Genomic DNA, 25,022 nt, shown 5'->3' on the forward strand with positions numbered 1-25,022 from the left:
AAACCACCGTTATCAATTAACGGTGGTTTTTTCTTGTCTAGAATTGGACGTATTATTGAAACTTAATCTAATTTTATCAGCGTATTTAAACCAATCATTTTGCCATTCTTCTCTAACCATACCTTATCAGCGTCATCTCTATAACTGTCAAACTCTGGCTTTAATATCACCTTGCCTTTATCATTAATTAGACCAAATTTGCCAGCCTGCTTAAATGTATAAAACTGATGATATAACAGCTTTCTGATAGGTGCTTCTGACGAGAGAATTGATTTACCATTAGCATCGATCATTTCGGCATTGACAATATACTCTTGAATATCCTCACTCATAGCAGTCGCCATATCAGCTGTATTAGGCACATCAACTAAGCTGCTACGCAAAAATAATAAGGGACTGACGTTATTATTAAAAGACTCTATATGCTGCTTGTCTAGAAAAGGAATGATGATATTGCTGCTTTGGTCGATAAGCGCGGTCATATTTTGCAAACCTACCTGCAAGTATAATGGCTGACCAGTACAAGAATTTAATGGAGTAATACCATCATACTGCGGCATAACGGCCCAATACCCTCTATCGTCTAGCAGCCCTGTCAGACTTTTATTGTGGGTCGCTAAATTTTTCGTGACTAAAAAATAATCTTGGTCGTAATCTGCATCATAATGAGCATGCTGAATACGCACATCTGCCAATGGGTAAATCCATTCGCCATGACGATTGATAATGCCTTGTTTGGTATTACCTTCAGATGACTTAACACTAACGATAAAACTGGTATAAATATCGGGCTCAGTTTGAATATCGTCATACTTAAAGGGCACGATTATCTTGCCAGCTGCGTTTACAACACCATATTTACCACTTTTCTGAGCCAACACATACTTATCCACCAATATATAAGCATTATGAAGATTGTCTATGACGACGTTACCATTTACATCTGTTAGCTGCTGCCTACCATTAGCTTGTTCAACGAGCTTGCCCATAAATGGTAGGTTGTTTTTGATACGCTCAAAATAGCTACTGGGTAAGAAGCCTGCACAGTTGATAGTGGCATAGCTTGGGGTAATAACACCGCCAAATAAAACCACTAATAATGCCAATCTAGCAGGATTGAGCGCTTTTTTTAGACGGTTCCGTCCAATACAAAGTCGATTTTTTTGATTGTTCATAGCGATATCCTTATCCTTTATCACTCATACGCCGTCATCAACCATTTTAACTTATCATGCTTTGTCACTCATCACACGCCGACACCCTTGGCCGCTGATTTGGCTAAAGCCGCCGGAGATTTTTTCGACCTTGATTTGGGTCAAAATGCGATCTTTTAACGCCTGTACATGAGAGATAATACCAATCAATTTCCCTTCTTGTTGCAAGCCAGTCAAAGTATCTAGGGCAATATCCAACGACTCTTCATCAAGCGTGCCAAAACCTTCATCCAAAAACAGCGAATCCACACGGATATTGTGACTGGCCATTTGCGACAAGCCAAGAGCAAGCGCCAAACTGATAATAAAGCCTTCGCCGCCAGATAAGTTTTTAGTACTGCGAATATCGCCGCCTTGATAGTTATCAATGACATTCAGCTCAAGCGGATTGCTGTCATCATGAATCAGCAAGTAGCGGTCACTCATCTTTTGTAATTGGCTATTGGCATGGCTAATCATCACTTCAAAGGTTAAACCTTGGGCAAAGGTGCGATATTTCTTACCATCCGCTGAACCAATCAAAGTATGGAGCTGCTGCCAGACCTTTAATTTCTCTTTTTGCGCATTGATGGCGATAAGCTGCGCTGCTTGTTGACCTTTTTGGTTCTCATTGTCTTTGAGCTTTTGAACAATAGCACCAATCTGTTGGCTGAGCTGATCAATCTCCATCTGAATGTGCTGATGCTGAGCGGTAAGCGTTTCTTGGCTGGCATTGGTCATAGCCAGAGATAGGTTCTGCTCTAGTGATTGTTGGGTGCTATCTAACTGTAACTGTGCCTGCTGCAAGGCGCTATCAATCGTAGTTTTACGCAGATGTAAGTTATCACGCTCTTCTTTAGGCAAGCGCGCATGGATAAAAGCATCTTCATCCACAAACTGCGCCGCTGCTAGATGCTCCATAAATAGATCTTGCTGCGTATTGAGTGCTGTCGTAGCCGATTGCAATTCTGCCAATAGCTGTCGTTGTCTGCTTTGCAGTTGCTCTAATATTTGCTGCGTGCTGTCTAACTGTCTCTGAGCATTTGCCTGCTTGGCTCTTGCGTCATCGACGGCGCGGCGCAGTAATGTATCTTCAGACTCTGTATTTTTATCTGCAAAAATCCCTATTCTTTCGCTCTTGAGCTGCTCAAGAGTGGTATTTTTCTCCGCTATCAAGTGTTCAAGGTCTTTTAGAGCCCTTTCATCAGTGCAGAGCTGAACTTTCTTGGTGTCAATTTGAGCACTCACTGTACTCAAGGTATTAGTCAGCTGTTGCTGGCTGTTTTTTTGCTCATTAAAATGCTTTTTTAGCTGATTGAGCATACTGCGCTGTTGACGTAATCTATCAATATGACGCTCATAGTCGCTGCTATCTTGTATGATTTGCTCATCAATACTAGTGTTCAATTGCTTAAGTACGTTTTGAATGTCTGTTCTTTGGAAATCAATAGACAAATATTCTGCGTAGTGATCCGCCGAATACTTAGCTACCAAAGATAAAATACTGCTAGTTATAGGGGTTAATGCCAAAAAGTTAGCGGCTATTTTTTCTTCAATAGTGTCTGCTTTCTGCGAGTGTAGCTTAATATCCGTCGTCAGGTTATTGATCTTGCTCATCAGTACTTGATGCTGCTTTTCATCACTCTCTATAGCAATACTTAGCGTTAATATGCTTTGTGTCAAGTTATCATGTTGAATCAATATATCTTTAAGAGACTGTTTTTGCTCAAGCAGATTTTGTTTGGTACTGTCTAATAAAGCTAAAGGGCGTTCAATATCATTATTAGGTTTATTTATATCTTCATTCAATTGATAAAGAGGATGAATAATCGCTGCAATCGCTTTTGAATAATCTTTATTGATCTCAAGTAGTGAGAGCAGGCTTTCTTGGATATCTTTGCCCAACATCTTGCATTGCTGCTGCAAAGGGGCTAACTGCTGCTGTTGGTGGTTAATGGCTTCGTTCTTAGTAGCATGATCAATATGATATTTGGACAACGTTTGCTCTAGACGCTCAATGAGTATCTCAAGCTCAGATAATTGCTGCTGGGTCTGCTGCATCAGCGACAACGCTTGTTTATTGTCAATCTGACTATCTAATAGCGGATGGTGCTCACCATAAGGGTGCTCATGCGCACCGCACAGCGGGCAGGGTATACCGTCTTCGAGCTCCAGGATGTAATCTTCAAGCCTTGCGACTTTTTGTAGTAGATGAAGATGCGTCTGCTTGTCTTGCTTTTTAAGTTTAGTGTTTTGAATATCTGCGCGATGAGTGGCAATTAAGTCGTCTAAGACCGTCAGTTCTTGATTCAATATTGGTAGCGCAAGATTAATATTATGAATTTGAGTGGACAGCTCAGACCGCTGTGTAATCTTAAATTTGATTTGCTCAATTTGTGTGATAATTTGATCGATTTGCTCTTGCTCACCGCGCATACTAGAAAGGGGCTGGTCTTGAGTGATGACTGCTTGCTGCTGCTGTAGCTTTAGCAGTTGCTCGCGCCGCTGCGCTACTAATGAGATATCAGTGTCTTGCTGTTTGGATAACCTCTCAAAATCAGCTTGCAGTTGGCGGGCATGGCTATGTTGACTCATCCTAGCGGCTGAAAGTTCAGAGTTCTCTGCTAGTAGCGCCCTTAATCGCTGACAGCTACTATCAAAGATAGTCATATCAGTATCAAGGTCGATCAGCTCTGGGTGTTTATCAAAGTACTGGTTAATATTATTTAGCTGATTTTTGGTGCTATCGGCAGTTTTCTGATGATTTTGTATTGTTTGGCGTGATATCTGTACATTGCCTACCAATAACTCCTTACGCTGATTGTCTTCCTCTAAGGATTGAGACTGCTGTCTTATATTGCTATCCAACTCGCGTACCTGTGCGATGATAGGCAAGTTTATTTGCAGGTTGTCTGAGGCGTGCTTTTCTAGCGTATTAGCGTCGTCTAAATGATGTGTATCTTGCGTCAGTGCTTCTTGCTGAGCAGGAATCTGACTCAGCAAACTCTGTTGTTCAATATCTAGCTTTTTTACCGACTCACGGCTATAGCTAAGCTCACGAAACTGGCTATCAATCTCTAATGCCTTGTTGGCAATATCTAAACGCTTGGCTTCTGAGATAAAGTCTTGTTGCGCTTGCTGGGCGCTTGCGAACTCACTTTGATAAGTAGATAAGTTATGTTGCAACTGTTTTACGTTATTTAGCCATTGCAGCTGCTCGCTTAATGTCTTAAAAGTTTGTCGCTGTGTGCTTTGCTGCTCATTTAAAGCTTTTAGCTCGGCTGCTAGTAGATTTTCGTCTTCAACACTTAGCAAAGATAAGCCATCAACGCCTGCCTGCAGTTTACTAAGCACTTCTTCTTCAAAGCGTTTTTTCTCATGCACATTGAGTGAGATTTTGGCATAAATAGCCGTACCTGTTATCTTCTCTAAAATCGCTGCTCTATCACCAATATCAGATTTTAAAAAGGCGGCAAAGCTGCCTTGTGCCAGCATGATGGAGCGGGTAAACTGGCTAAAATCCATACCAATAAGCTCTTGAATATAAGCCGAGGTCTTAGATTTTTTCTCTTCTAAAATCTTGCCAGACTTGACCTCACTAATCTCATGTTTAATCGGTAGTAAATTGCCTTTGGCTTTTTTGTGAGCACGATGTTGATACCATGAACACTGATAGCGCTTGCCATCAATTTCGATAATGACTTCTGCGGAGCATTCTCCGGTACCTTGGGTCATGATCTCATTGGTAGAGCCAGTAATATCACCAAGTCTTGGTGTTTGACTATAAAGAGCCAAGCAAATAGCATCCAAAATGGTCGTCTTACCAGCACCTGTTTGCCCTGTAATAGCAAAGATACCTTCGTTAAGAAAAGCGGCGTCACTGAAATCAATGTGCCACTCGCCTTTTAAGGAGTTGAGGTTTTTAAGTCTGAGTTCAATTAGGCGCATGGCAGGGTCTTATTTTTATAGATAGTAGTGATAATTTACTGTTCGTTGTATCAGGCTGATGAGTGTTAGCTATTATTCAGCCTGAGTATCTGCATGGTGCAGATCATAAACGATTTGCTCATAAGCCTCTCGTAAGTTCAATCTTTGCTCGTCAGGGATGTTATGAGTGGCTAGACAACGCTCAAATACTTCTTGCTCATTTAAATCTTGTAGCGTCTCTGAGATTTGTTGCTGATTGAGTACTTTATTATAAGTACGCGTATTTTTTATTTTTAACACCTCACAGGGTAGGCCTTCTACCATCGCTTGAATACTTTCACGCAATTCGCTAACAACCTCATCACCGGTATAGACAATCTCTAACCAAACCGACTCTGTATCAGTCAGAGCTTTAATGGTGCTACCAACGGTTTGCTTGATGGTCTCCAAATCACCCGATATTTGCGCCAATTTTTGGAACTTTGGAATAGGCATTGAGATCACTTGCATCTGACGTTCTTTATCATGATGCAATAACTGAGAAGTTAACCTAGGTGTTACATGAAAGGTAGAGTCGATAGGCCGTATAGCATCTGTTTGAGTAGAGATTCCTGCTTCAAATTTTTTATTCTCAGCGCTTCCTGCTGAATCATCAAAGCCAAACAGGTCGTCCATAAATTCAGAGGTTTGAATGGATACCTTTTTAGCAACTTGTTTGATTGGCGGTAGAGAAGGCTCGATAGGGTCTGCTAATACTTTATCTTCAAAATCGTTTGCGGCAGTACCAAACTGCACCAGCAATACCTGTTTTTGCTGGCGTGCTTCACCGAATCCCATTGCAATGGGCGAGCCTGAATAGCGGATATGCTCACGGCCACCAACGCGCTGCGGTACGTGCAAATGACCGAGCGCCACATAATCAAAGCAGCCATCGAACATATCGGCGGAGACCTTGCCAAGCGAGCCAACATACAGCTCACGCACCCCATCATCGTCGGTAGTGCTGCCACCGGCAGCAAACAGATGACCTGTGGCAATGATAGGTATCTGGTGTTTGTGTGCTTTAACTAATTCAGCTTGTTTGGCTTTGGCAATATCTGCAACGTCATCGTAGTGCGCGCAGATACCAGCGATGACATTGGCGTCTTTGCTTTGAGCTGACTCGCCAGCCTGACTGCCACGTACGTCACGATCACGCAGATAAGGCACAGCTGCGATAATACAATGCGGTGTACCATCAGCATCATCTAATACCATCACTTCATCGTTTAAGTCTTCACAAGCGGTACCAACGACATGGACGTTTAAAAACTTAAGGACATTGCTTGGGGCATCTAGAAATGTCGGTGAATCATGGTTGCCAGCGACGATGACGACATGTTGACAGCAAGATTTTGAAACCTTACCTAAAAACTCATAATACAGCGCTTGGGCTTTATTACTTGGGGTCATAGTATCAAAGATGTCGCCTGCGACAATAAGTACATCCACTTGCTGCGCACTAATGGTGTCTTGTAGCCAGCTTAAAAATGCAGCAAATTCATCGTAGCGCAGACGTCCATAGAGCCTGCGTCCCAAATGCCAATCAGAGGTATGAAGAATAGTAAGAGGGTTAACAGCGGATGCAGACATAGTGAGGCTTAATGGTGAATAAAAGACAGCCATTATTCTATCAAGGATTGGAGAAGTTTACTTGTTGCAATCAGAAAAAAGCCCTACCACTAAATTGGCAGGGCTTTAAATCATTTAAATCAAAAGGGCTTTTTAGGAGGCTTTTTAACCTATCACCAACTGTTCAAGATCGCTATTTTCCGTTGTCAAATTTGCAATCATAGATAGCGCATGCGCTTGTTGGTGAGCATTCGGTTTTAGTTTCGGTTTTAGTGTCGTATTGGGTGTTGTAGCCGTACCGCCACGTAACCAATTATTGTCATTTTCTTCTAAAGTATCTTTATTATGTGGCTGATTGGGTATGTTATACCAAGCCAAATCATCATGCAGTGCAACCACATCCCCCATGATGAGCAGTGCAGGTGTCGGCAGCTGGTTCTTTTCTTGTAATTCAACGATGCTAGCAAGTGTGCCCGTTAATACTTGTTGATTGGGCATGCTGGCGTTAGAGACGATAGCAATCGGCGTCTCCTCACTACGCCCAGCATTAATCAAACCTTCCGTCAAGCGTGGTAGAGAATGCAGACCCATATAGAAGACAACGGTCTCGTCAGTATTCAAAAAACTCTTAAAATTACTATTAGGTGCACCTGCCTTTAAAAAACCTGTCACAAAACGTACCGATTGCGAATGGTCACGATGAGTCAGAGGAATACCAGCATAGCTAGCAGCCGCATTGGCAGCGGTAATGCCGGGCACTACTTGATAAGGGATATTATGCGCTCGCAGACTTTCAATCTCTTCACCGCCGCGCCCAAAGATAAACGGGTCACCGCCTTTTAGACGCACCACCCGCCGACCTTCTTTTGCGCTATTAACCAACAGCTCATTGATGCCCAATTGTGCTACGGCATGATTGCTCCGTTTTTTACCGACAAATACTTTGTCAGCATCGCGGCGGCATAAATCCAATACTTGCGGTGATACCAGTGCATCATAATAAACGATATCCGCTTGCTGCATCAGGCGTAGCGCTTTAAAGGTTAACAGCTCTGGGTCACCGGGACCGGCACCAACGATATAGACTTCGCCCACTGTGTTCTTGGGTTCAGTTTCTATGGTATCTTTTGCAGTCATAGTTGCCGCTGTGTTATCCAAATCTGCTTGCAGTTGGGCGATAGCTTCGATTTCATTACCCGCAAACATCAATTGACTGACTTTGCCTTCAAATGCGCGCTCCCAAAACTGTCGACGCCCAGTCAATGTTGGGATTTTGGCTTTAACTTCACCTCGGAACTCACCAGCAAGCCTAGCTAATTTGCCATAACCTTGTGGAATCAACGTCTCTAACCGTGCACGTAATAGACGTGCCAGCACCGGCGCTTTACCATTTGATGAGATACCAATCACGATGGGATTGCGATCAACAATAGCTGGAAAAATAAAATCGCATAAATGCGGCGTATCGACGACGTTGACAGGAATATTTAATGCCGTCGCATCAGCATGTATTCGATGGTTAAGCGTCTCATCATCAGTAGCTGCAATAATCACGCGCGAGTCTGTCATATAGGTTTTATGATAGTTCTCATGAATCAGCTGGTGCTTAGTGTCACTGAGCAATGCTTGTATCTCATGACTAATGCTTGGCGCAAGGACGGTGATACACGCGCCAGCACGGCTTAGCAAATCAGCTTTACGTAATGCCACATCGCCGCCGCCGACGATAAGCACTTTACGATCTTCTAATTTAAAAAATAGGGGAAAGGTATTCATAGTATGACCAGTCATTCAATTGAATATATAGCGTTATTATGAGTGATCAGCTGCGCAGGCTCACGTAATGTATTGGCATTAGCATAGTCGTTTTTGAGATATGGAACGGTGATTTTACTGAGAAAGGGAATAGAGGAAAAAAAGGGACGTTTTTTAACGTAAAAATCCTCTTACCAGTAATAAAGTGATAAGAGGAGTGTTAAGTCTATGTATTTAGTGAATAATGCCTAACGGCAGCAGCTATCTATAGTTGTGTATGCAAACCACACTCGCGGCTTTCTTCTACTTTAGTTGGATCGAAGTAGTCAAATTCATTCGGTAGGTTATGTTCTTCAAGATACACATCCAAGTCGCTATCTGTCTTATCAAATAACGGCGCAACCTTTAATACGCCGTCTTTTGATAGGCTTAGTACATCAAGACCTTGACGGAATTCGGTTTGATCACGACGGATAGCATTGAACCACACATCAGGCTTTAGCTCATCTAAAGCACGGCGGAACGGCTCTAGCTTTACCTGATCGGTAAATTCATCGTGCTGTGGGTTGTCGATGCCCGGGATACCATTCATCGTTGCGTCACGATACGCTGCTGTCTGCTTAGGGATGTAAGTGATGACATTTAGGTTCAAATCACGGATGACTTTATTGGCAAATTGATAAGTGGCATCAGTGTTATAACCAGAATCTACCCATAGTACAGTGATGTCAGGGCGCAGCGACGCAACCAAATGCAAAATCGCTGACTCGTAAGGGCGGAAGTTGGTGGTGATGATTGGGTTTTTTGCTTGGCTTAATGCCCATGCAACGATTTCTTCTGAAGACTTGCCGTGCAAGTCTTGGTTGGCTTGATCGATATCTAGATTTGGGTGTAACTGGCTCATGGTAGATTCCTTGGTGAGAGTTCATGTAAAAAGAAGTAGAGTGAAATATCACGCATATAAATATTTGTGTGTTTAAGTCAATATAAGCGCTTATGTTTGATTCTAAAATTAAGCACCTGCAAACATCGGTAATGCGCTAGCATCACGTCCGTCATAACTACTGGCAAGCGCGTTAAATGCTTGACTGATATCAGAGATAGATTTCATATCATGTTCGCTAAGCACAAAGCTGTCTGCGCCAGCGCGTAAAAGGTAGGCAATTTGGTCACGACCAAACTTGCCCGCTATGCGAATCTCGCCCTCATAACCTATTTGACGTAGGGTTTGCGCATAACTAAAGCCGCGTCCGTCGGTAAATGCTAGTACATGGATCACAATCAAATCTTGCTGTAATAAAAACTCTGATAAACCAACCAATGTCTCGGCGTCATTATCTGAGGTCACCCAAACGCCAACCCGGCTGGCATGCTCAGTCAGCAAGTCGCTCAGCTGCTTTAACAACCCGCCAGCAAGCTTGCCATCAGCATTTAACAAATCCATGAGCGGCAATACGATATCGAATCTTTCTTGTTTATGTAATAGCTCAAGCAGCGATATATGGATAAGGGCAATACCATCTGGTAGCTCATCGGTATTAAGCGCCAACCAGGTATCGTTTTGGCTGATATCAACACCCTTATTATTTAATACATGATGATTACCCATAGACCTTCTCCTTAAAGGGTGCGATGCCAACACGATCGACCAAATCACCAAAACCTTCTACCTCATGCTCATTGCTGACGCGCTGCTCTAAATACACATCCAATATCTTTTGTAGGGTAGTCGCTACGTCATCTGCTGGTACTGCTTTACCTAGTATTTTGCCAATCTTGGCATCATTGCTAGAATTGCCGCCTAGACTGATTTGATACCAATGCTCGCCTTTTTTGTCGACCCCAAGGATACCGATATCACCCGTATGATGATGGGCACAAGCGTTCATACAGCCAGACATATTGAGGCGAATCTCACCTAAGTCATAAAGGTAGTCAAGATCATCGAACTGCTTTTCAATTTGCTCGGCGATATTGTGCGTGGTGGCATTGGCAAGCGAGCAATAGTCCCAACCAGGACAAACAATCATATCGGTTAAGGTATTGATATTAGCTCGGGCCAAATGCAGCGCCGACAGCTGTTGCCATAGCGCGTACAGCTGATTGGTTTGTACATCTGCAAAGACTAGGTTCTGCTGATAGGTACCACGTAATTCACCAAAGCTATAGGTATCAGCAAGATCAGCAAGCGCGTCCATTTGCGACTCAGTAACATCACCAGATGGTACGTAGGTTCCGTCGACTAAGCCTGCTTTTAGGGAGATGACGACAGCGCGATAGCCGGCTATTTTGTGCGCGACGGTATTTTGCTGATACCAATTGGCAAATGCTTTATCGGCGCTGAGCTGTTGTTGTAGCTCAGACTGGACTTGGAGCGCATCGAAAACCTGATAATCAGGCTCAGTGAAAAAACTGCTGGCAGTATCAAAATTGGCATCGGTCAAGGTCAATGGACCGTCCTTGAGATGCGTCTCCCATTCAGCATCAACCAGTTTGGCAAAGGCAGGACCGCCCATGCTCTCAACCAATATCTTGATACGCGCTTTATACTTATTGTCACGGCGACCGTGTAGGTTATAAACGCGCAAGATAGCATCTAGATAGCTAAGCAGGTGCTGGCGCGGTAAAAACTCCTTGATCACTTTACCAATCACTGGGGTACGTCCAAGTCCACCACCAACGAGGACTTCAAAACCAAGCTCGCCTGCGTCATTGGTTTTTAAATGCAGTCCCACATCATGTACTTGTGTGGCAGCGCGGTCATTGGCGGTACCAATCACGGCAATTTTAAATTTACGCGGCAAAAACGCAAATTCAGGATGAAAAGTTGACCACTGGCGAATAATCTCGCAATAAGGACGCGGATCAGCAATCTCTTCTTGATGGATACCGGCATATGGGTCGGTTGTGGTGTTACGAATACAGTTGCCAGACGTTTGGATAGAATGCATTTGTACTGATGCAAGCTCCGCCATAATATCTGGCACATCTTCAAGTTTTGGCCAATTCAGCTGAATATTGGTGCGGGTAGTAAAGTGCCCATAGCCTTTGTCATATTTACGGGTAATCTCTGCCAATTTACGCAATTGGTAACTGGCAAGCAGGCCATATGGAATGGCGATACGCAGCATCGGTGCATAGCGCTGAATATATAGACCATTTTGCAACCGCAGCGGTAAAAATTGCTCCTCGGCAAGCTCGCCTGCCAAAAACCGCTCGGTTTGGTCGCGGAACTGGGCGACTCGTTCTTCTACCAGGGTTTGGTCAGCGTAGTTATATTGATACATGACGTAATCTCAATTTTGTTTTTAAACATAAAAGCGGCGACGAAAATGATTTGCGTGTGTACTTGATCTTATTGCCAGTCGCAAGGTAAAGCATTCAGATTTACATCATATAAGCTTGGCTCTATAAACATAAATTCCTTTAAGACATATCTATATCCAAACACAGCATAAATTTTCATAACGAAAGTTAGGTAGCCTATGTTTATTACGTTATTCGCCCAATTGCTTCTCTACTACCTTGATCTACCGTTACTCATTTTCTCTCATCTCTTAAGGCTGTAAAATTCCTATGACATCTATCCTGCATAATCAAACACCATCAAAACTTGTTCCTCCGCACGGTAGTGACGTGCTTAAGCCACTATTGTTAAATGGTGAGGCTCGCGATCAAGCATTAAAACTTGCCAGTACTTTACCAACCATCACGCTCAGCTCACGTGAGCGCGGTGATTTGATTATGTTTGGTATAGGCGGTTTTACACCGTTAAATGGTTTTATGAATCAAGCGGATTGGCAGGGCGTGGTTGATAATATGCGCCTGCAAATTGGTGACAATGCTGGCTTGTTTTGGCCGATTCCTATTACCTTATCAGCGCCAAAAGCGACCGCCGATCGCCTAAATCAAGGTGATAAAGTGGCGTTGGTCGCGCAAGATGGCGAGATTATGGGAATTTTAACGGTGGAAGAAACTTATACCATCGATAAAGCACATGAGTGCCAACAAGTATTTACCACCACAGATCCTGAGCATCCTGGCGTACAGCAAGTCCTAGAGCAAGGGGAGATCAATATTGCTGGCAGTGTTGACGTCCTAAGTGAAGGCGAGTTCCCAATCTTATACCCTGAGATTTATAAAACCCCTGCTGAAACGCGCGCGATTTTGGACAATAAAGGCTGGCAAACGGTCGCGGCTTTTCAAACCCGTAATCCAATGCACCGCTCGCATGAATATCTTGCCAAGATTGCCATCGAGATTTGTGATGGGGTATTGATACATTCGTTATTGGGTGCGTTAAAGCCGGGCGATATCCCAGCAGATGTACGTCAAGAAGCTATTAAGACTTTGATTGACAATTACTTTAGAGCTGACACGGTTATCCAAGCAGGTTATCCACTTGATATGCGTTATGCCGGACCCCGTGAAGCATTATTACATGCGGTATTCCGCCAAAACTATGGCTGTAGCCATCTGATCGTTGGTCGTGATCATGCTGGTGTTGGTGATTATTACGGTGCTTTTGATGCGCAAACCATCTTTGACCACGTTGGCAAAGATGATTTGATTACCCAGCCGCTAAAGATTGGCTGGACGTTTTGGTGTAATGCTTGTAATGCGATGGCGTCAGATAAAACCTGCCCGCATGAAGCGTCTGAGCATGTCAAAGTATCAGGAACCAAGTTACGTAAAGCGCTCTCAGAAGATGAAGATGTACCAGAGAACTTTAGCCGTCCAGAAGTGTTGCAGATCTTGCGTGATTATTATGCTGGTATCGCTTTTGATGAGCGTGCTGAGGTTAAATTGGTAGGGGCTTCGGCGGTATAGCATTTATCGTAAAGAGAAAATTTAAAAAAGGGACAGATTTACCATCTGTCCCTTTTTTTATGAATATTTTGTTTTATGAATATTTTGCGCCTTTTATGCTTAGCTGAGCTCTAAATCACCTGCCAGCTTTTGGTAGTCACCAGCCAAGGTGCCACCGCCAGAGCAAAAATAGTTCAGCGCGTATTTATCTTGGCTATCAATAGTCAACTTATTATCTTTAAATTGAAAAAAAGCGGTGCTGTCGTTGATCTTGCTCTGGAAAATAATGCCGTGTGCATCATCTTGACCCATCAATGTTGCGGTGCCATCAAACTGGCAGGTCGGTTTTTTGATATCGCTGCGCGCCCGTACCTTAATATTAATTTGCTTATCACCGGCTGCTTTGACCATCACGCCTACCCAATCATTGCCTTGCGCGCGATGATCATAACCCTCAGAAGCATAGTCACCAACGATGACTTTTACAGCAGGCGAGGGCGCCACTCTAGGTTGCATGACACTGTGATTGTCTACCGTGGCTTTTATCGTGTTATTACAACCACTCAAAGCAAGCAGCGCGGCACTCGTTAAAGACAGGGCGGCAAAAAAACGCGAGGGACGAGAGAAGGAAGTAATCATAAGCATGCCTTGGGTAAGTGGATAATTTATAAAGATAACTTTGCAAAAGGGATATGCCAAAACTCACTGTCGCACCATTTATCGTAGCGCTATGAATAATCGCGCTTATGCCAAGTTCAGCACTCGATAAGCGTATTCGTCACTAAGCGTTTGTTGTCTATGCTGCTAGCATATCTCTCATCAACAAAAAAACCAATGCTTCTTCCAAAATTCTTACCATCACTGCCTTTATAACCCTTATGTATAGAATCAAAAAAACAATAGGGTTGATAAGTGGCAGCATGACATTATCGAGAGCGTCTATGCAAACGACCAATATAATCAAGAATCAGCTTTTGCCACATATCTCATGGACTGACAATCGTGGTCGTCAAAACAAAGCACCTCGCACCTTAATCATGGGCGGCGCGCTGACGATGGTGGCCTTAATGACAGGCTGTAGCCCTACTGAAGCCACGCAAAACGAGAGCCAAAATAGTGCGCAAAGCTCAGCAGCGCCGTCACAAGATATTGATCTGCTGAATGTCTCTTACGATGTCTCACGTGACTTTTATAAAGATTACAATACCTTATTTGCCAAAGGCTACCAAAAAGAGCACCCGAGTAGCAAAGTGCATATCAATCAGTCGCATGGCGGCTCAAGTAAGCAAGCTCTGTCAGTTGCCAATGGCTTGCAAGCGGATGTGGTGACCTTTAACCAAGAAAGCGATATGAATCTATTGGTCGAAAAAGGCTTGGTTGCTGCTGACTGGCAACAAGCGCTACCAAATGGCGCAATTCCTTATACCAGCACCATGGTGCTCTTGGTACGCAGCGGTAATCCAAAGGGTATTAAAGACTGGCAAGACTTGGCCCGTAGTGACGTGGCTATAGTGATACCCAATCCAAAAACCAGCGGCACGGCGCGTTATGCCTTCTTGGGCGCCTATGGTTACGGTCTGCATCATTTTAAAGAAACGGTCGAAACCTCTAGCAAAACAGATACCTTTATCAAAAAGCTTTTGGCAAACGTCGTCACGTATGACAATGGCGCGCGCGCCGCAACGACCAGCTTTACTCAGCGCGGTCTAGGCGACGTGCTTATTACGACTGAAAACGAGGCGCATTTGGCCGCCAAGCAGTTTGCCAAAGGACAAGTCGATATCGTTTATCCAAGTTATTCAGTATTGATTGCCAATCCTGTTGCCGTGGTGAATGCGGTGACGGATAAAGCGGGCAAAACCGAAGCGGCAACTACCTATCTAAAGAGCTTATGGGACACGCCAGCGCAAGAGCTGATGGCACAGATGTACATGCGTCCTAGTAATGAGCAAGTGCTTGCCGCTCATAAGAACACTTTGCTTGACATTGAGACGTTCAAGCCTGTCAGTGTCTTTGGTCCTTGGACACAGATTATGGAGACGTTTTTTGTCGATGGCGGGCGTTTCGATAAGCTGGCAAGCGTGCAATAAAGATAGTCAAGACAGCAATCATGAAGACAGCTGAAAAGACAGCTAAAAAGGTAAGTAAAAAGACAACCAAATTACTCAGTTATAAGCCGTTTGATTTAGATATTCATCAAAGTATGAAAAGCGAATCAAGCGGTTAAGTTATTAGCAAATAGCTCAAGGCTTATTAAAAATATGTAACCTATATCTTATTAATAACTTTAAGTTATTGATAATCTTATATTTCTAATTCCTTTATTCCATTTTGGCAATAACATAAACATATTCATCATTAAACATAATAAGATAGCGCTGTTAGCATACTTACATTACTTATCAGACATTTTTTGAGGCAGCCATGACATCCTATACCGCAGGTTATAAAAACAAAACGCTTAGCGCCCTAAGTATCGCCGGTGTGGCGCTCACATTAGGTATTGCAGGCTGTAGCAATAGCGAAAAAACTGAGCCCGCAACCAATGCAGAGGGCACGCCTGCCGCGACAAAAGGGCAGGATATTGAGCTATTAAACGTCTCCTACGATGTCGCCCGTGATTTTTATAAAGACTACAATCCCTTATTTGTTGAGCACTATAAAGCGGAAAACCCAAACAGTAATATCTTAATCAAGCAATCTCATGGTGGTTCAAGTAAACAAGCTTTGTCGGTCGCCAATGGTCTACAGGCCGATGTCGCAACCATGAACCAAGGCTCTGATATTGAGCTGCTTGAGAAAAAAGGTTTGGTTGAGTCAGATTGGGAAAGTAAATTCCCAGACAATGCCGTGCCTTTTACCAGCACCATCGTTTTCTTGGTACGTAAGGACAATCCAAAGGGTATCAATGATTGGGCGGATTTGACTAAAGAGGGTGTTGAGATTGTTATGGCAAACCCAAAAGTCACGGGTAACGGCCGTTATGCCTTTTTAGGTGCTTATGGTTATGGCTTACATGCGTTTAATAAAGATGAAGCCCAAGCGCAAAACTACGTCAAAGACATGTTAAAAAATGTCAAAGTTTATGAGAGCGGCGGGCGTGCAGCGACTACGACGTTTGTACAGCGTGGTATTGGTGATGTCTTGGTGACCTTTGAAAACGAAGCCAACCTTGCCGCAAAAGATTTTGGTGTCGGTCAAGTCGATATCGTTTATCCAAAATACTCAATCAAGTCTGAAAGCCCAGTTGCGGTTGTGAAAACAGTGACTGATAAAAAAGGCACGACAGATGCTGCCAAAGCCTATCTTGATTTCTTATGGAGTGATGCTGCTCAGCAACTGGCCGCTGACTTATACCTGCGCCCAAGTGTGAAGAGTGTACTTGATAAAAACAGTGATAAATTACCCCCTATCGAAACCTTCCGTCCAAACGATGCATTTGGTACATGGGATGAGATCATGAGCACCTATTTTAGTGATGGTGGTTTGTTTGATAAGTTGGCGGTTAATGCGCCTCAGTAAGGGCAGTGGTAATGTAAATAACCGACGCTAGCAGCTGTTTTTTATTCAACATTTTGCTTAACTTGTTTAAATACAGCAACGGCGTTATTTATCTATCATTATTTTGACTGTCACTCAGTAACGCACGACATCATGAAATTATGTCAATCTCATAAAGGACATGGCCGTCAACGCTATGTCCTTTATACCATGAGCATAGTCATCATCGCTTTTTATCATACCTTTTTTCTTTATATCGTTACGATAGAGTGCTTACGATAAGTACCATCAGCTAGGCAATAGGACGCTATTATGAGTGCAACAACACCTTCTACCATCAAACCGATACCTAAAAAAGGCTGGTTAACACGCTTGCGTCAGCGCAATGTGCTACCAGGGTTTGGGCTAAGTATGGGCATCACTGTCTTTAGCTTGTCGCTATTGGTCGTACTACCGTTTGCCATGATGGCCTATACCACAACGCAGATGGGCTGGACAGGATTTTGGGAGACCATTAGCCAACCACAAGTCACCGCAGCGATCAAACTCAGCTTATGGATGTCGTTTTTGGCAATGCTGACCAATATGGTATTTGGTACATTGGTCGCTTGGGTGCTGGTACGTTACGAGTTTTGGGGCAAATCCTTAATAAATGCCTTGGTAGATTTACCCTTTGCACTTCCCACAGCGGTCACGGGTATCTCGCTTGCCACTTTATATGCGCCAAATGGTCTTATCGGGCAATGGTTTGCCAAGTTTGATATTCAAGTTGCTTTTACACCGATCGGTATTTGGCTGGCTTTGGTGGTCGTCAGCTTTCCCTTTATTGTTCGTGCCGTACAGCCCGTACTTGCAGAGTTATCAGTTGAATTTGAAGAAGCATCTGCGGTATTGGGAGCCAATCGCTTGACGACATTTCGTAAGGTTATTTTACCAGAGCTGTTACCGGCACTACTGATGGGTGCTGGCATGATGTTTGCTCGTGCTACGGGCGAGTATGGATCAGTTATCTTTATTGCCGGTAACATTCCGATGCAGTCTGAGATTTTACCCTTAATTATTATCAGTAAGCTTGAGCAGTTTGACGTCCAAGGCGCTTCAGCGGTTGCCTTATTTATGCTGCTTATCTCCTTTGCGATTTTATTGGCCATCAATATCGTACAGTGGAAGCTGTCACGCCGCGTAGGAGCCCGCTAATGCAAATATCCAATAGTTACGACTACCAAAGCAACCCAGCAACCAAAGACACGCCATGGGTACGCCGAATATTTATTATTATTGCGGTTTTATTCATGGTCATTATGTTGGTAGTCCCTCTACTAGCGGTGTTCTATGAAGCGTTTAAAGGAGGCTGGGAGCTATATATCGCCTCACTTGTCGACCCTGAAGCTTTGCAAGCTATTAAGCTTACCTTAATTACCGCGGCGATTGTGTTACCGATTAACATGGTGATGGGGGTTGCCATTGCTTGGCTAGTAACGCGTTATCATTTTAAAGGTAAGCAGTTGGTGACGACGCTGCTTGATTTACCGTTTTCGGTATCGCCGGTGGTTGCAGGTTTGATGTTTGTGCTGTTATTTGGACTGAACTCTACCATTGGTGGCTGGCTTGAGAGCATGGGTTTTCAGGTGATTTATGCCGTGCCAGGCATCATTTTAGCGACGTTGTTTGTCACCTTTCCGTTTGTGGCGCGTGAGCTGATACCTCTGATGCAAACGCTGGGCGATTCTGAGGAGCAGGCAGCATTAACGTTAGGTGCGACCGGTTGGCAGACGTTTTGGCATGTGACACTGCCCAATATCAAATGGGCATTGCTTTATGGCTTGATATTAACCAATGCACGTGCCATGGGAGAGTTTGGAGCGGTGAGTGTGGTCTCAGGTCATATCCGCGGTGAGACCAATACCATGCCGCTACTGGTCGAGATTGCCTATAATGACTATAACTTTACCGCCGCCTTTGCCTTGTCGAGCTTACTTGCTGCCCTTGCTTTGGTGACCTTACTCATTCAGCAGGTCATGACCAAGCTACAAGAACGCAAATTCGCGAAGTCTGAGCGTTTGATAAGTGCGCCTGAGTTACCAGTCAGTGCCAATGCGACCAATGCGACCGTGCCAGAGCCGGCTGGCAAACCTTAGCGATTTATAGCAGCCACTTTGTTATACGCCATACTATTGAGATCCTCTGCTACGCACGATAAAAGAGACAATAAGAGACACCATTATGAGCATCGAGATTCGCAACGTTAATAAAACATTCGGTAACTTCACCGCTTTAGATGATATCAATATTACAGTACCTACTGGCAAATTGACGACTTTGTTGGGTCCTTCAGGCTGCGGTAAAACCACTTTGCTGCGTATCATCGCCGGTCTTGAATATGCAGACTCTGGACAGATATTGTTTGATGAGCTAGACGTCACCAATACACCGGTACAAAAGCGCCATATTGGTTTTATGTTTCAGCACTATGCGCTGTTTCGACATAAAAACGTGGCTGACAATGTCGCCTTTGGTCTGACATTGCTACCAAAAAATGAGCGCCCAAGTAAAGCGGATATCGATAAGCGCGTGGCTGAACTATTAGAGTTGGTACAGTTGCCACAAGTGGCCAATGCGTATCCGCATCAGCTGTCAGGTGGTCAGCGGCAGCGAATTGCGCTGGCTCGGGCACTGGCAGTGAAGCCAAAATTATTGCTATTAGATGAGCCGTTTGGGGCACTAGATGCCAAAGTGCGAAAAGAGCTGCGTACTTGGCTAAAAGACATACATCATGAGCTTGGTATCACAAGCATCATGGTGACTCATGACCAAGAAGAGGCGCGGGCGGTGTCTGATGAAATCGTGGTGATGAATCATGGCCGTGTCGAGCAAGTAGGGACGTCCGAGGAGCTGATCCACCATCCAGCCAATGTTTTTGTGAGTGATTTTTTAGACTTGGTTTAATGCTCGAGCAAGACTGCTATCAATAGCACATAAAACAGTAGCACATAAAAAGACCTCATGATGAGGTCTTTTTATGTGCTCAATAAACCAAAGTTTTATCAGCGAAAAACTTACTGCCTATTAATAACGTGATAACGTTAGGCAAGCTTAAGCATGGCTCTTTCTTTGATTGATATCTGCTTATAGGTGATATCCAAAATATCTTGACACCATTCTGGCAAATCATTTGCGACCTCGTACCACATCCAAGTTCCATCACGAACGCAGTTTAAGATGCCCAGTTTTTTTAGGTGATTGAGGTGGCGCGAGATCGTTGGCTGTGGTTGATCAAGTATTTCAACTAACTCGCCGACGCAGCGTGATTCTTTATTGTATAGGATTTGGAAAATCTTCAAGCGCGTAGGGTCAGATAATACTTTAAACAACTCAAGCGGTTGTATCATAGAATTATTATTAGACATGGGTCAATTCCAATGTGTATTTAGTTAATAGGAGGACAATATAACAGCAGTTATCCTTAAAATCGATTAAAAAATGAGCAGATTTACAGTTCGTCGCCATTTTACTACCTTTCATACTGTAGGTTTACACAGATTGTTATATTCAGTTACATGAATCGAGTCAGGTTAACATAATCATAAGGCAGGCACGAACCTGACTGTAAAATTCACCAAACCCTGTTGTAAATGCTAATAATTATCGTTATTATAGCGAATAACCAGTTAGTTAATCACAGTAGGAACCCGCTTATGTATGTCTGTATCTGTAATGATGTCAAAGAAAAGCAAATCAAAGCTGCCATTGCTGCTGGTATTGATACATTAGATGGCCTAAAAGACACGTTAGATGTCGCTACATGCTGCGGCTGCTGTGAGCCTATGGTAAACGATTACCTAGACGAACATCATGCTAAGCTCGAAGGATTGGCGTATGCGGTTTAAGCGCTAGCTTGGGCATCCCAATCTTATATAAACCTCAATACAACAGTAGCCTATTCACTATCAAGCATCTGCTTTTTGGTCTGATCCCTTAAAGAATAAGGTGCAAACGTCTCTATAACACCACTGATACTCCGCTGCAAAACTGCATTTGGTTATCCCTATCAAGCTTGTACTCTCTTAGCCAGCATTAACACATTAATATAATAGTGGTTGGTTATGATTCTCAGTTCATATCGTTACAAGCGTTAAGCGCTGTCTATGCTACTATATCCTTCTGAAAATGTAAGGATATTCGTTGAATTTACTCTTTACTGATTGGTTTACGAATAGTACTTTATATATATGCAAAATTATGAATGTATATAACAAACAATTATACATACAGGAGTGTAGGTGATGATAGGCAACCCTAAAGTGATTGATTATTTAAACTTTTTGTTAGGTGGTGAGCTTGCGGCTCGTGATCAGTATTTTATCCACTCTGAGATGTATGCAGAATGGCATTACGGTAAATTGTACGACCGTATCAGTCATGAGATGGAAGATGAGACACTACATGCACAGGCGATTATTCGTCGTATTTTGATGCTCGGCGGCACGCCTAAAATGAGTGTTGATACCATTAATATCGGTACGACTGTACCTGAGATGCTCCAGCTTGACTTAGATCTAGAATATCAAGTACAAAAACATCTGAAAGACGGTATTGCCCTATGTGAAGAAGCCCATGACTACGTTACACGCGAGATGTTGGTCGTGCAGCTCAAAGATACAGAAGAAGACCATGCCCATTGGCTTGAGCAGCAGTTACGTCTGATTGATATGATTGGTCTGCCAAATTATTTGCAAAGTCAGATGGCTGAAGTCTCTCCCAATCTTGCTTGATAGTCACGGGTCACAATCAGCAAACAGTAGCTCATATAATAGATAGATAGGGAGAGAAAAAATGAAAGGGGATAAAGAGATTATCCGCGCACTGAATAAAGTGCTGGGTCAGTCATTGATAGCCATCAATCAGTATTTTTTACATGCACGTATTGCTCGTCATTGGGGCTTAGAGTCACTGAACGAGAGTTGCTATAAGCAATCTATTGCAGAAATGAAATGGTCTGATGACTTGATTGCGCGGATTTTATTGCTAGGTGGTCTGCCAAATTTGCAAGATTATGGCAAGATGTTCATCGCTGAAGATGTACCTGAGATGATCGACTGCAATTTGCGTTTAGAAAAGCAAAAATTTAGCATCATCACTGATGCGATTACCTTGTGTGAGACGCAGCAAGATTATGTATCACGTCAGCTATTGGTCACTCTAAAAGACGGTAATGAAGAATATCAAGACTGGCTTGAAACTCAAGAAGACTTAATGAAAGATGTGGGTATTGAAAACTATATCCAATCGCAGATGAATGACGACTAACTTAAATAGCCGTGATTTTTATGTAATCGTAGCAAGCCAGCCTATGTTTTGGTCATCATCCAAGCATAGGCTGGCTTTTTTATTCAATATTCAATTATTATTTATAAGTCTTCAAAACCTATAGTTAATATAAACCACGCCCGTCCTCAGGTTTTAAGCGTAAAAAATGTAAGCCTGAAAGTATGGTAAAGATACCCAATATCCAATAGGTGGTTTGAAAGGCGCTCAATGTATCCATTTGTAGGCGCTCACGTAGCAGAGTAAGCAGTGCTGCACCAAAGGCAATACCAAAGCTGATGGCGAGCTGTTGATTGACAGCCATTAGGCTATTGCCGCTACTGGTCTGAGCACCATGCAGGTCGCCGATGGTAATGGTATTCATCGCACTAAACTGCATGGAGTTACAAGCGCCCATTACTGTCAAGATAGGGATAAACCATAGCCACTGCGCCGCATCACTAAACTGTGCCAAAATAATAATCAGGATGCCCATAAAAGTTGTGTTGTAGATCAATACCGTCCGATAGCTATAACGCTGAATAATTCTACTTACCCAAGGCTTGATGCCGATAGCGCCGACAGCGATAGGGGCAAGTAGCCAGCCAGCTTGCGAAGGAGAGTACTCGAACACCACCTGCAAAAGTAACGGTAGCAAAAATGGTACAGCGCTAATGCCAAATCGAGTAAATAAATTCCCCGTGATACCGATACGAAAGGTACGTATATCAAACAAACTCAATGGAAATAGCGGGGCCGCTCGACGTTTTGCGTGCCAAATATAAGCGCCGAGTAATAGACTTGCCAGTAGTCCAAATATTAGCCCATAAAACCCACGCCCAACTTGCGCACCAAACTCTACTGCCAAAGTAAAACCACAAGCAGCAGCAGCAAACAATAAAAATCCGGTCCAATCTAATCGCTTGGTATCCTCAAATAACGCCGGTACCAGTTTTTTGCCCATGATAAAACCAAGAATACCCATAGGAATATTGATTAAAAATATCCAGTGCCAACTGGCGTATTGTACGATATAGCCGCCCAATACCGGTCCGACTAGCGGCGCAACCAAAGCAGGGATTACCGCAAAATTCATCACCGTCAAAAGCTTGTTACGTGGATAGGATTTTACTAGTATCAAACGGGCGACCGGCGTCATCATCGCCCCGCCGATAGCTTGTATGATACGAGAGCCGATCAAAAAATCCAGGCTAGGGGATAGAGCGCACAGTAGCGAGCCAATACAAAAGATGATAATGGCAGCCAAAAACACGCGGCGTGTGCCATATTTATCGGCTAAAAACCCACTGATAGGAATAACAATTGCCAATGTGAGCGCGTAGCTGATAACCGCCCATTGCATTTGTAATGGTGATTCGCCGAGCGCATGTGCCATCTGCGGTAGGGAGGTATTTAAGATAGTAGCGTCTAAGATTTGCATAAATAACGCTACCGCCAGTACATAAGGTAGGTATTTATCTTGCGTTGGAGTCAGAGCTACCATATTGATGTCACCATATCTTTAGAAGCATTATATTGTGCGTAGTATAAAAATAACGGCTGCTCAGTTAAAGAGCAGCATAGTAACCATTATCCATTATCCATTATCCATTATCCTTTATCCTCAAGACTAGATGATAGCTTGCTTAAACATCTCTACCATAAATTACAAGACAAGACTTTATTAGCAGCATGAGTCCCCGTTATAGTGGGAGATATATGGCAGATACAACCATCTCCAAAATATAACAACCCATACAACAAAAATAGGTCACATTATGAGTCAGGATAATCCTTCTAAGAACGATCAGATAGAGAGCTACACACCGCCCAAAGTTTGGACAAACGATAAAGAAAACGGTGGCAAATTTGCAAGTATCAATAGCCCCACTGCTGGCGCACGTAAAGATAAGGAGCTACCTGTAGGGGGTGCACCATTACAGCTGTATTCATTGAATACGCCAAACGGGGTAAAGGTAAATATCTTGTTAGAAGAGCTGGCTGAGCTTGGTATCAAGGACGCCGCATACGATGCTTATCTGATTGATATCTCAAAAGGCGATCAGTTTGGTTCGGGCTTTGTCGCCATTAATCCAAACTCAAAGATACCAGCGTTGGTTGACCATAATCCTAGTGAGGCTGGCGAGCCAATTGCTATCTTTGAATCTGGCGCTATCTTAATGTACTTAGCAGAAAAATTTGGCAAATTTATTCCGATGCAGCAAGGCAAGGCACGGGTAGAGTGCTTGTCTTGGCTGATGTGGCAGATGGGCAGCGCGCCTTTCTTAGGTGGCGGTTTTGGGCATTTTTATGCCTACGCTCCTGAGCCAATGGAATATCCGATCAATCGCTATACCATGGAAGTCAAACGCCAGCTTGACGTCCTTGATTGCCATCTAAAAGATCATACATATATGGGCGGTGATAAGGAATCTGATTATAATATCGCCGATATGATTATTTGGGCATGGTATGGTCAACTGGCACTTGGTAAGCTCTATGAGGCAGCAGAATTCTTACAAGTGAATGAGTATCCACATCTACAGCGCTGGGCGAAAAAAATTGCTGAACGTCCAGCTGTTAAACGAGCGGTGGACTTGGTCCTTAAGCCTATTGCCTAGACTGACCAGTATGCGCTTAGATAGGTTGTCATAACCACTGGTCTAAACGGCTCATCTCAGCATACGTAAGCACTTGATATTAAATATAATAAAAAATATATCTGTATATTGACGAACAAAAAAGGTTAATAAGCACCTGTCTTATTAGCCTTTTTTATTTTAAATATTCATAATTCCAAATATACATATGGTTATAAGCATTTAAGCTATACTTTATGAATTACATAATGGTACATTAGTACAACAGATAGAAACATGGGTGCGTTAAGATAGCAGCCTCCACCCAAAAAGGGTAGGCGCT

At 43.3% G+C, this 25,022-nt stretch carries 20 protein-coding genes; 10 read left to right on the forward strand and 10 right to left on the reverse strand.

The features are described 5' to 3' along the window. Positions 1–62: 62 nt before the first annotated feature. From ABYU67_RS05410 to ABYU67_RS05440, 7 genes are all read right to left on the reverse strand, one after another. Positions 63–1,175, reverse strand: a complete 1,113-nt coding sequence (locus ABYU67_RS05410; RefSeq protein WP_372843988.1) for a WG repeat-containing protein — start codon at positions 1,173–1,175, stop codon at positions 63–65. A 54-nt stretch (positions 1,176–1,229) separates the two neighbouring features. Continuing rightward, positions 1,230–5,141: an AAA family ATPase gene (locus ABYU67_RS05415; protein WP_372843989.1), complete on the reverse strand. Its 3,912-nt coding sequence runs from the start codon at positions 5,139–5,141 to the stop codon at positions 1,230–1,232. 72 nt (positions 5,142–5,213) lie between these two features. Then, the gene (locus ABYU67_RS05420) at positions 5,214–6,752 is read right to left on the reverse strand and encodes an exonuclease SbcCD subunit D C-terminal domain-containing protein (RefSeq protein ID WP_372843990.1); all 1,539 of its coding nucleotides are present in this window, start codon (positions 6,750–6,752) and stop codon (positions 5,214–5,216) included. A 144-nt stretch (positions 6,753–6,896) separates the two neighbouring features. Then, on the reverse strand, positions 6,897–8,507 hold the full coding sequence (gene cysG, locus ABYU67_RS05425) for a siroheme synthase CysG (protein WP_372843991.1): 1,611 nt from the start codon (positions 8,505–8,507) through the stop codon (positions 6,897–6,899). A 244-nt stretch (positions 8,508–8,751) separates the two neighbouring features. Next, positions 8,752–9,390: a phosphoadenosine phosphosulfate reductase family protein gene (locus ABYU67_RS05430; RefSeq protein ID WP_372843992.1), complete on the reverse strand. Its 639-nt coding sequence runs from the start codon at positions 9,388–9,390 to the stop codon at positions 8,752–8,754. A 108-nt stretch (positions 9,391–9,498) separates the two neighbouring features. Further along, positions 9,499–10,095: a DUF934 domain-containing protein gene (locus ABYU67_RS05435; RefSeq protein ID WP_372843993.1), complete on the reverse strand. Its 597-nt coding sequence runs from the start codon at positions 10,093–10,095 to the stop codon at positions 9,499–9,501. Beyond that, on the reverse strand, positions 10,088–11,773 hold the full coding sequence (locus ABYU67_RS05440) for a nitrite/sulfite reductase (RefSeq protein ID WP_372843994.1): 1,686 nt from the start codon (positions 11,771–11,773) through the stop codon (positions 10,088–10,090). Before ABYU67_RS05440 ends, ABYU67_RS05435 begins: the two co-directional genes overlap by 8 nt. Before the next feature lie 289 nt (positions 11,774–12,062). On the opposite strand from ABYU67_RS05440, the gene sat reads away from it, so the two are divergent. Continuing rightward, positions 12,063–13,316: a sulfate adenylyltransferase gene (gene sat, locus ABYU67_RS05445; protein WP_372843995.1), complete on the forward strand. Its 1,254-nt coding sequence runs from the start codon at positions 12,063–12,065 to the stop codon at positions 13,314–13,316. A gap of 99 nt (positions 13,317–13,415) precedes the next feature. Here the strand turns inward: sat and ABYU67_RS05450 are convergent, their stop codons facing one another. Continuing rightward, positions 13,416–13,934, reverse strand: coding sequence for a hypothetical protein (locus ABYU67_RS05450; protein ID WP_372843996.1), 519 nt, complete (start codon positions 13,932–13,934; stop codon positions 13,416–13,418). A 281-nt stretch (positions 13,935–14,215) separates the two neighbouring features. On the opposite strand from ABYU67_RS05450, the gene ABYU67_RS05455 reads away from it, so the two are divergent. The 5 genes from ABYU67_RS05455 to ABYU67_RS05475 all read left to right on the forward strand — a co-directional run bounded on the left by ABYU67_RS05455 (position 14,216) and on the right by ABYU67_RS05475 (position 19,742). Further along, positions 14,216–15,385: a sulfate ABC transporter substrate-binding protein gene (locus ABYU67_RS05455; protein ID WP_372843997.1), complete on the forward strand. Its 1,170-nt coding sequence runs from the start codon at positions 14,216–14,218 to the stop codon at positions 15,383–15,385. A gap of 334 nt (positions 15,386–15,719) precedes the next feature. Further along, positions 15,720–16,817: a sulfate ABC transporter substrate-binding protein gene (locus tag ABYU67_RS05460; protein ID WP_372843998.1), complete on the forward strand. Its 1,098-nt coding sequence runs from the start codon at positions 15,720–15,722 to the stop codon at positions 16,815–16,817. A 291-nt stretch (positions 16,818–17,108) separates the two neighbouring features. Further along, complete coding sequence (gene cysT, locus ABYU67_RS05465) at positions 17,109–17,993, forward strand: sulfate ABC transporter permease subunit CysT (RefSeq protein ID WP_372843999.1); 885 nt, start codon at positions 17,109–17,111, stop codon at positions 17,991–17,993. Next, positions 17,993–18,934, forward strand: a complete 942-nt coding sequence (gene cysW, locus ABYU67_RS05470; protein WP_372844000.1) for a sulfate ABC transporter permease subunit CysW — start codon at positions 17,993–17,995, stop codon at positions 18,932–18,934. Before cysT ends, cysW begins: the two co-directional genes overlap by 1 nt. An 85-nt stretch (positions 18,935–19,019) precedes the next feature. Continuing rightward, positions 19,020–19,742, forward strand: a complete 723-nt coding sequence (locus ABYU67_RS05475) for a sulfate/molybdate ABC transporter ATP-binding protein (RefSeq protein WP_372844001.1) — start codon at positions 19,020–19,022, stop codon at positions 19,740–19,742. 137 nt (positions 19,743–19,879) lie between these two features. On the opposite strand, the gene ABYU67_RS05480 is transcribed toward ABYU67_RS05475, so the two are convergent. After that, complete coding sequence (locus ABYU67_RS05480; protein WP_020443557.1) at positions 19,880–20,203, reverse strand: helix-turn-helix transcriptional regulator; 324 nt, start codon at positions 20,201–20,203, stop codon at positions 19,880–19,882. 288 nt (positions 20,204–20,491) lie between these two features. Here ABYU67_RS05480 and ABYU67_RS05485 point away from each other — a divergent pair, with 288 nt between their 5' ends. The 3 genes from ABYU67_RS05485 (at position 20,492) to bfr (ABYU67_RS05495) (ending at position 22,103) form a co-directional block, all read left to right on the forward strand. Beyond that, positions 20,492–20,683, forward strand: coding sequence for a bacterioferritin-associated ferredoxin (locus ABYU67_RS05485; RefSeq protein ID WP_372844002.1), 192 nt, complete (start codon positions 20,492–20,494; stop codon positions 20,681–20,683). Between the two features lie 396 nt (positions 20,684–21,079). Then, a complete protein-coding gene (gene bfr / locus ABYU67_RS05490; protein ID WP_372844003.1) occupies positions 21,080–21,568 on the forward strand; it encodes a bacterioferritin in 489 nt (162 codons plus the stop codon). A 61-nt stretch (positions 21,569–21,629) separates the two neighbouring features. Then, positions 21,630–22,103 (forward strand): bacterioferritin, encoded by a 474-nt coding sequence (gene bfr, locus ABYU67_RS05495; protein WP_372844004.1) that lies wholly within the window; start codon positions 21,630–21,632, stop codon positions 22,101–22,103. A gap of 124 nt (positions 22,104–22,227) precedes the next feature. Here bfr (ABYU67_RS05495) and ABYU67_RS05500 read toward each other — a convergent pair whose 3' ends face one another. Continuing rightward, positions 22,228–23,604, reverse strand: a complete 1,377-nt coding sequence (locus tag ABYU67_RS05500; protein ID WP_372844005.1) for a DHA2 family efflux MFS transporter permease subunit — start codon at positions 23,602–23,604, stop codon at positions 22,228–22,230. Between the two features lie 274 nt (positions 23,605–23,878). Here ABYU67_RS05500 and yghU point away from each other — a divergent pair, with 274 nt between their 5' ends. Then, complete coding sequence (gene yghU / locus ABYU67_RS05505; protein ID WP_372844006.1) at positions 23,879–24,721, forward strand: glutathione-dependent disulfide-bond oxidoreductase; 843 nt, start codon at positions 23,879–23,881, stop codon at positions 24,719–24,721. The last annotated feature ends 301 nt before the right edge of the window (positions 24,722–25,022 follow it).

Source organism: Psychrobacter sp., assembly GCF_041554015.1.
Lineage (GTDB): Bacteria > Pseudomonadota > Gammaproteobacteria > Pseudomonadales > Moraxellaceae > Psychrobacter.